This window comes from Lentilactobacillus sp. Marseille-Q4993 (genome assembly GCF_951230165.1).
Lineage (GTDB): Bacteria > Bacillota > Bacilli > Lactobacillales > Lactobacillaceae > Lentilactobacillus.
The window spans coordinates 1-7,334 of sequence record NZ_CATNVB010000049.1 but is presented as its reverse complement, the minus strand read 5'-3'; the positions used below and the strand labels follow the sequence as shown (position 1 = coordinate 7,334).

Here is a 7,334-nt window from a genome sequence, read left to right as displayed (position 1 = left end):
TGACGCTCGGAATTTAATTCCACTGGTGTTGGCGACCTCAACCTCAACTTTAGTATAGTAAAAGAGGTATCAAGATTGTCGTCACAATCTTGATACCTCTTACATTAGGATGTTTGACGAAGAACCAATAAAATTTACTACTGTGTCATTTTTTTATCTAAACACTTGCTACACGCAGTAACCGTCAGGACTGAAGGCCACTATTCCTGGCCTTCAGTTACTGTCGGTCTTGCGGGGGTGAGACAACGAAAGCATCTTTGTATGCTTTCTGTCCCACTCCCTCACACTCTGATTTTATGGCAAATCATTTCCCGCCGCAAAATACAGGTCGTACCACTCTTGTTTCGTCAACTCGACATCTGCCCCAGCTGCACTATCCTTGATATGCTCTGGCGTCATTGTTCCGAGAAGCACTTGCACGTGAGCAGGGTGACGAACAATCCATGCCGTTGCGATGGCGTTCTTCGATACTCCGTATTTGTCAGCCAATTCTTGCAGTTTGTCATTCAATTCAGGGTACTTAGGGTCATTGATATACATACCTGCAAACAGACCGTAGTTAAATGGTGACCATGCTTGAATCGTCATATGCTTACGACGTGAATATTCAAGAATTCCACCATCGTGGTCCAAACTTCCTTCGTCAATCATGTTGGTGTGGATACCTCTAGTAACCATACCTGAATGAACAACATTAAATTGAAGTTGGTTAATCAATAACTTTTGGTTTACCCATGATTGAACTAATTCAACTTGTTGAGGATTGAAGTTAGAAACACCAAAGTGGCGAACCTTTCCTTCACGTTGAAGGGTATCAAACGCTTCCGCAACGCCTTCCTCTTCCATCAGTGGATCTGGACGGTGGAGTAAGAATGCATCCAAATAATCAACCCCCATCCGTTGCAAAATACCGTCAACGGACTCAATCAAATGATCCTTTGAAAAGTCATACCGGGCTCCAAAAACCAGCCCATCGTGGCTCCGTTTAGGATCAAGGATGATACCACCCTTTGATTGGATGTAAAGTTTATCACGAGAAACCCCTGATTGTTTAAGGGCCTCCTTAAATTTAGTTTCTGATTGACCATCACCGTAGATATCGGCTGAGTCAATGTAGTTGATTCCTGAATCAACTGCTGCGTTGATTGCGTCGGCAGCTTTGTTTGTTTCCAAACCAGCCATGCGCATGATTCCTAAGGCAATTTGGGATGCCTCAAAGTTAGTACCGCCAATTTTAATAGTTTTCATAATTGACCTCCTTCGTAATTCCAATTATATTTCAATTTAGGGGATTTCGAAAGAAAAACTGATAGCGGATACAAAATTTGGAGATGATAATTACTAATCCAAAGATTCACCTATGATATAATTTTGCTAACACTGCGAAGGGAGAAAAGCATTGGCAGAATCACAAATTACTGAGTTGATAACTCAATATGGATACTTAGCAATCGTTTTCCTACTAGCGTTGGAGAACGTCTTTCCGCCAATTCCCTCCGAGGTAGTGCTTGTCTTTGCTGGCTATTTGACCATTTCGAGTGGCCTCAACATTCCGATGACCATTCTCGCAGCATGTCTTGGTGCGTTTATCGGGGCAATCATACTGTACGGCGTTGGCAAACTGCTAAGTGTTCATCAATTGCAAAAGGTATTGGCTGGTCGGATTGGCCGGGTGCTGCATCTAAAAGGTGAGGATGTTGTCAAAGCCGGTTCGTTCTTCTCGAAATACGGTGGCAAGGCAATATTCTTTGGCCGCTGTGTACCGGTCGTTCGAAGCTTAGTCTCAATTCCAGCTGGAATGGTAGAGTATCCGTTTGCCAGATTTACGGTTTTAACATTATTCGGAACGCTGATTTGGAATACTGTTTTGATCCTTGTCGGCCACTATGCAGGACATGCTTGGAATAGTATGTTGGCCGTGGTCGATGAGTGGTTGATTGTGATCCTAGTGATTGCGGTCATTATCGTGGCGGTGTTCTTGGTGATTACGTGGAAACGGAAACGAGCGTAACTTTTAGTCAATATTTACTAATTAAATACTTGGTTTAATCATTGAATTTAAGGCATTTTACTGAATCAGAACAACTCAGTAGAATGCCTTTTTAGTAGTCAAAAGCTGACAACTCTTAATCAGTTTGTTATAATTATAGATAAGGATTTTCGAATCGTTAATATAAGGAGTTGGTGACATGAACTGGTATAAAGCAAATGCCACTGAAGTACTGGAACAGCTAAGGACTAATCGGAAAACCGGGCTTTCCAGCGAAGAAGCGAGTAAACGTTTAGTCGATAAGGGAAAAAATGAGATTCAACAGAAACAAAGCAAGTCAGCTTTGCGGATGTTCATCGATAGCTTTAAGGAACCATTAGTTGTTATCCTGATTGTTGCTGTGATTATTGCAATTCTTAGCTCAATTTACGAGTTCCAAGTTGCGAATAATGCAGAACACGGGTTAGCTAACATTTACGAAGCCATCGCAATTTCTCTAATCGTAATGATTAATGGTGGGCTGTCGTTTTACCAAACAAGGAGTGCCCAAAAATCACTCGATGCATTGAAAAATATGAGGCAACCGCAGGTAAGAATTTTACGGGATCAGTCTTGGACGACAGTACCAGCGACGGAAATCGTTCCTGGTGATATCATCAGTTTTAAATCTGGTGATTTCATTGAAGGCGACGTGCGGTTTATCAAAACTGCTGAATTACAAGTGAACGAATCACAGTTAACCGGAGAATCAGATGCAATTGAAAAAAACGCAGATGCCATTGAAGATGATGTTGATTTGGCGGACCGCGTGAACATGGGATTCTCGGGTTCAATGGTGGTTAATGGTAATGCCATTGCGGTCGTTGTTGCAACTGGAATGGATACAGAATTAGGAAAGATTGCTGACCTGATGGAGTCTGAAGAAGAAGGCAAGACACCGATTGAACGGTCAGTTCATGATTTAAGTAAGAAATTAATGCTGTTAGCGGGTGGAATCATTGTCTTTACCGTTGGTTTTGAATTGGTCAAACAGTTCATGACAATGGGTGAAATCACGGTTGGCGATATTGCGGGAATTTCCTCAACTGCGATTGCCATTGCAGTGGCTTCGATTCCTGATGCCATGCCAGTGGTGTTGTCGATCGTGCTTACGATCGGGGCAAAAATCCTGGCTAAGAGTAAGGGCCTTATTAAATCCCTTAACAGTGTTGAAACTTTAGGGGCGACGACTTACATTGCCTCCGATAAGACGGGAACCCTAACCAAAAATGAAATGACAGTAACACGATTCTACTCAAACCGGAAGCGATTCAGTGTTGAAGGAAACGGCTATACTCCGTTTGGTGATATCATTGATGATCATACGTTTGAAACGGCTGAAATCAAAGATTATCAACGCTTTTTTGAAATTGCAGCTTTGAATAATGAAGCTGAAATTAAACCTGATAACAAGCAGAATTGGCGGCCATTTGGAAATCCAACCGATGTCTCGCTGGTGGTTATGGCTCGCAAGGCTGAAATTACTAGGGATAAGTTGTTGGAAAAGGAAGGCAACCGGGATATCGACGTTGTCCGAGTGATTCCGTTTGATAGTACTCGGAAAATGATGACGGTTGTGATCAAAGAGGGAGATAGGTACTACAGTCTTACCAAAGGGGCTCCGGATGTGATTGCCTCACGGACTGATAGTGCGATGATCAACGATAAAGTCGTTCCGATTTCCGAGGTTGAGCAAGAAATCGAAGGCGTGATTTTAGATTTTGCTAACGATGCTTTAAGAACGATTGCCATCACTCAACGAGAAGTGACCGAGCAACAAGCTCACGACGGAACTCCAGAAGAATTAGAACAGGGACTAACTTTTCTTGGAATCGCGGGAATTATCGATCCGCCAAGGGAAGAAGTAAAAGCTGCGGTTGAAAAACTCCGAGGAGCAGCGGTACACGTTGTGATGATTACTGGTGATCACGGAGCGACGGCTAAAGCAATTGCTAAACGGTTGCGAATCATCGATAGCGATGATGCCGAAGTAATCGTTGGTAGTGATATTGAGAAGATGACTGACGCTGAGCTAGCTGAAAAAGTTTTGACAACCAGGGTTTATGCTCGGGTATCACCAGAACATAAGCAGCGAATCGTCAAGCAGCTCCAAAATCATAAGGAAATCGTAGCGATGACCGGTGATGGAATCAACAATGCCCCAGCTTTAAAGGCTGCTGATATCGGAATTGCGATGGGAATCAACGGAACAGAAGTTACTAAGGACGCTGCTGACTTGATTTTGCTGGACGATAAATTTACTACGATTGAGGCATCAGTCGAATCTGGTCGGAGTATCTTCTGCAACATCCTTAACTTTATGCGCCATGAGTTGACGACCAATGTGGCCGAGGTGTTGTCATTACTTCTTGGAGTGGTGCTGATCAACACTACGATTGGAAACGTGACTTCGGTAACCCCAACGCTAACTGCTTTGATGGTATTGTGGGTCAACATGATCAGTGATTCGATGCCGTCATTTGCCCTAGGGTATGATGAACCCGAAGCTAATATGATGAACCAAAAGCCACGAAATATTGAAGATTCAATTCTGGCAAACGGGATGCTAGGGCGCGTACTTTTACGTGGATCTGTCATGGGTGGAATGGTGTTCCTTGCCTTCATCTGGGCAGCAATGCAAGGATTCTCAGTTGCACAGGCTCAAACTGTTGCGTTCTTGACTTTGGTATTTGGTCAGTTATGGCACGTTTACGACGCAAGAAGTGCTAACACGCTGTTTGACCGGAACCCATTCTCTAACTCAAGACTGACGTTAGCGGTTGGTTTTGCGGCAACTTCGTCAGTATTAGTAACGTTGATTCCATTCTTTAATAACGTTATGGGGACGGCACCATTATCGATGGGGCTATACTTGGGAATCATTCTAATTTCCTCGTTACCAACGTTCTTGATCTCAGGATTTAAGCGATTTGTATTGAAATCAAAGAGTAAATTCGACCGGCCAGTACAGCTGGAAAGATAATCTAATTGTCACCCCAATTAGGTAAACCCAAATAGAATAAATAAAGCAATTCAACCTCCGAAGTTCCGGAAAAGTTGGATTGCTTTTTTAATTGCTTATCTAGTTAGGTCTTTTGTTTTGTAGGTTGAACGGGTATCGGTTCCACTTAGCCGTTCGAAGAATAAGCGGTGTTTGATTGAGAAAAATTCAATCAAAAGGTCGATAAATATCAAGAGGATGACAACGGAAATTTGGCCCAGGAAGATATTGATTTTTGAGAGCTCGGAGTAAGGAACAGTTCCAGTCAGTTCCAACAATTTCATCGCTGTAATGAAAGAACCACCGATGATACCATAGCCAAACAAATTCCGGAGAATAATTTGCCACCAATGAGTTTGGTTACCAAACTTGTCGGTAATTTTCATATTTAGAACTTTTAGGCCAATGGTTTGGCGCAGAAATAATTCGGGTAAGATAATGACGAGTACAAAGGCGACTGGCAGGCCAAAATCATTGTTAATTGGCAGAAAATTGATCAGGATGGTAACGATATTGACAATTACTAAATCAATAAATAAGGCGGTAGCTCGACGAATAACTGAAATGTTTTGACTCTTTGAATGGGCCTTCTCGCGAATCTTTTCTTGGTTTGGTAAGAAGCGACCGATAAGAGAGGCACCGTAAAATCCAATTACCCCACCAATGGTATTCAACATTAAATCATCAACGTCGAACAATCGGTATGGACGTGGATAAATTCCGTATAATCCCGAAAGTTGTGTTAATTCATAAAACAGTGAAAGTAACAATGAGAACAGGATTGTTTGTTTAAGATTACGTTTGAAGTAGTAGTGAAGGTAAAATCCAAACGGAATTGTCAAAACGATATTGAAGGCTGGCTGTAAAACCGTTGGGGCCTTGATAGCGGCTACCCAGGTTCCAGGATGCAGCGCTGAGAATGGATTGTGTTTGATAAATTCTAGTACAAACGTGAACGGCCGAAGATTGTATGTAGGGGTGTGAAGATGAGCTACGTAACTGACCGGTGGTAGAGGAAGAATAATGAAGAAATAGGCACACATCATGTAAAAAACGAATGAATACATCATCAAAATATTCCACTTGGGGATTGCCCCATATTTGCGGTAATTAAAAATCAGGATGGGGATGGTGATCAAAGCTGCCACGAATGGGAAGAAGATAACAGCGTTGCGAATAATGCTCATATATTGCGACATGAATTAGTTCTCCTTTATTGAAACTGAGATGATTTTGATTTGGTAACTGGCATTTGGGGCTTGGACGGTGATTACGTCACCTGTCCTGTGATTGAGCAATGCACTGCCAATTGGGGATGCAATTGAAATTTTACCGTTTTCGATATCGACTTCGGGAGTACCAACGATTTCATATTCATCAGTATCGTGATCATCTAAATATTCAAACTTAACGATTTTGCCAATTTCGACCGTGTCATTGTCTCTTGGTGTGAATACCCGGGAGTATTGAAGCTGCTTAGTTAAGAACCGAAGTCGACTCTCTAGGTGCCGTAAATCACGTTTGGCAGCACTGTACTCGGCGTTTTCCGATAAGTCTCCCAGAGCCCTAGCCGCCGCTAAAATTCTGATTTTTTCGGGTCGGGATGCTTTTAAATCTTCAATTTCTTGCTCGAGCTGATTATAACCAGCTTGGGTAACGTCTTGAAATTCTTCGTTCATTAATTATTCCCCCAAATAATTGGTTGTAGTTTTCATTATAGGAAAGTGGCGCTGAAAATGCTATAAAATGGGCATAATTAGCCAGAAAAGCAACTTATGTAACTAAAGTGTTACGGTATTTAGAAATTACTTAATATGGTTGTAATTATTGAGAAACCTTTCTGTAAATCCAATGGGGTATATTTACACACGTTGAATAAATACAGGGGAGTTATTTTTAATAATGAAATTAAAAAAGATCATCATTCTAGCTATGAGTACGTTAACCCTATTCGGGACATTCGATGGCGCAGTTAACCTTGAAGTTGCTAGCGCAAAGACTACGAAAGTATCAAAAGCAAAGAAGACAGTTAAGTACAAGTCAAACCTATCAAAGAAGGAACAAGCAGCCAAGAATTGGATTGCTTACCACGAGTCAAGAGGTTCATACCGAGCAAGAAATGAGGCTGGGACATAAGTCCCAGCTAACGCAAAAAAAGCTTCGGAAATTAATTTTTCCGGCTGTACACTTTTTAGTGTGATAGAGAAATCTATCGCACTATTTTTTTGGACGCAAAAGGACACCTGTCCCTTTTGCTATAATGAATTCACCACAAACCATTTAGAAAAGAGGAAAACAGATGTC

At 41.9% G+C, this 7,334-nt stretch carries 6 protein-coding genes; 3 read left to right on the top strand and 3 right to left on the bottom strand.

All coding sequences use genetic code 11. The features are described from left to right. Positions 1-294: 294 nt before the first annotated feature. Positions 295-1,248 (bottom strand): aldo/keto reductase, encoded by a 954-nt coding sequence (locus tag QOW94_RS10660; protein WP_283680439.1) that lies wholly within the window; start codon positions 1,246-1,248, stop codon positions 295-297. Between the two features lie 151 nt (positions 1,249-1,399). Here QOW94_RS10660 and QOW94_RS10655 point away from each other — a divergent pair, with 151 nt between their 5' ends. After that, the gene (locus tag QOW94_RS10655) at positions 1,400-2,011 is read left to right on the top strand and encodes a DedA family protein (protein WP_283680438.1); all 612 of its coding nucleotides are present in this window, start codon (positions 1,400-1,402) and stop codon (positions 2,009-2,011) included. Between the two features lie 178 nt (positions 2,012-2,189). Next, positions 2,190-5,012, top strand: coding sequence for a cation-translocating P-type ATPase (locus QOW94_RS10650; protein ID WP_283680437.1), 2,823 nt, complete (start codon positions 2,190-2,192; stop codon positions 5,010-5,012). Positions 5,013-5,107: 95 nt separating this feature from the next. Here the strand turns inward: QOW94_RS10650 and QOW94_RS10645 are convergent, their stop codons facing one another. Together QOW94_RS10645 and greA are read right to left on the bottom strand one after the other, a co-directional pair. Beyond that, complete coding sequence (locus QOW94_RS10645; protein WP_283680436.1) at positions 5,108-6,229, bottom strand: VanZ family protein; 1,122 nt, start codon at positions 6,227-6,229, stop codon at positions 5,108-5,110. A 3-nt stretch (positions 6,230-6,232) separates the two neighbouring features. After that, on the bottom strand, positions 6,233-6,709 hold the full coding sequence (greA, locus tag QOW94_RS10640) for a transcription elongation factor GreA (protein WP_283680435.1): 477 nt from the start codon (positions 6,707-6,709) through the stop codon (positions 6,233-6,235). Between the two features lie 223 nt (positions 6,710-6,932). Between greA and QOW94_RS10635 the strand changes: the two genes are divergently transcribed. Beyond that, positions 6,933-7,166, top strand: a complete 234-nt coding sequence (locus QOW94_RS10635) for a hypothetical protein (RefSeq protein WP_502867271.1) — start codon at positions 6,933-6,935, stop codon at positions 7,164-7,166. Positions 7,167-7,334 lie beyond the last annotated feature (168 nt).

Excerpts from the sequence above, each read along its gene's own strand:
- QOW94_RS10660 (WP_283680439.1), bottom strand. The coding sequence starts at position 1,248 with ATGAAAACTATTAAAATTGGCGGTACTAACTTTGAGGCATCCCAAATT.
- QOW94_RS10650 (WP_283680437.1), top strand. The coding sequence starts at position 2,190 with ATGAACTGGTATAAAGCAAATGCCACTGAAGTACTGGAACAGCTAAGG.
- QOW94_RS10645 (WP_283680436.1), bottom strand. The coding sequence starts at position 6,229 with ATGTCGCAATATATGAGCATTATTCGCAACGCTGTTATCTTCTTCCCA.
- greA (WP_283680435.1), bottom strand. The coding sequence starts at position 6,709 with ATGAACGAAGAATTTCAAGACGTTACCCAAGCTGGTTATAATCAGCTC.
- QOW94_RS10635 (WP_502867271.1), top strand. The coding sequence starts at position 6,933 with ATGAAATTAAAAAAGATCATCATTCTAGCTATGAGTACGTTAACCCTA.